Annotated in this window: 1 protein-coding gene; it reads left to right on the plus strand. The window is 66.4% G+C overall.

The features are described 5' to 3' along the window. Positions 1-51 precede the first annotated feature (51 nt). Positions 52-1,071: an IS30 family transposase gene (locus QSK05_RS35985; RefSeq protein WP_352303837.1), complete on the plus strand. Its 1,020-nt coding sequence runs from the start codon at positions 52-54 to the stop codon at positions 1,069-1,071. Positions 1,072-1,080: the final 9 nt, after the last annotated feature.

The raw sequence follows: 1,080 nt of genomic DNA on the forward strand, positions 1-1,080 counted from the left end.
GGCGGGTTAGTACGGTCGTTGCACCAGTCCTGATGGTGGTGGAGGGTGCTTGTGCCGGGTGAACGGTTGACGTTTGGGGAGCGGGTCGCGATCAGCGCGATGCTGCAGGAGGATCGGACGTTCCGGTATATCGGGCGGGTGCTGGGGCGTTCGCATACGACGATCTCGCGGGAGGTCGCGGCTGATCGTGATGGTAAGGGCCGGTATTACCCGCGGCGGGCGGAGCTGGATGCCCGGCGCCGGCGTGAACGCCCGAAGGTGTTGAGGCTGGCAGCTGATCATGGGTTGCGCCGGCAGATCGGGCATTGGCTGCGGGCGGGGGCTTCCCCGGCCCAGGCGTGTGGGCGGGTGGCCCGTGAGCACGCTCATCGTCCTGATGCCCCACGATGGAGGGTGTCTCACACCACCGTCTACAACGCTATTTACGTCCTGGGCCGTCGTCGGATGAACGTGGAACTGGACGTGGCCTTGCGCACGGGCCGGTTGCGGCGGATGTCACGCACGGCCGCAGCGGCCGGGCGTGATCGGGAGCGGTTTGCCGGGATGATCAGTATTCATGAGCGTCCGGCCCAGGCCGCTGACCGGGCGGTGCCCGGTCACTGGGAAGGTGACCTGGTCCAGGGGCCGGGGAACCGCTCGGCGATCGTGACGCTGGTCGAGCGGCGTTCGCGGTTCCTGATCACGTGCCCGCTGCCGCACGGCAAGAGCAGCGAGCACGTGATCACCGCGATCCGTCAGGGCCTGGGTGCTCTGCCGGCCGATCGGCGTCGGAGCCTGACCTGGGACCAGGGCGCGGAAATGGCCCGTCACGCCGATCTGAAGACCGACCCGGACCTGCAGGTGTATTTCTGTGACCCGCACGCGCCCTGGCAGCGGCCCTCGAACGAGAACACCAACGGCCTGATCCGTCAGTACTTTCCCAAGGGAACCGACTTCAGCCAGGTCACCGATGAGGAACTCCAGGAAGCGACCTATCTCCTGAACTACCGGCCCCGACAGGTCCTCGACTTCGCCAACCCCCTTGAAGTCTTCAACGACCTACTCCTCGCCGATGGTGCAACCACCACTTGACTCCAAGGG

It is taken from the genome of Kineosporia sp. NBRC 101731, from assembly GCF_030269305.1.
GTDB lineage: Bacteria > Actinomycetota > Actinomycetes > Actinomycetales > Kineosporiaceae > Kineosporia.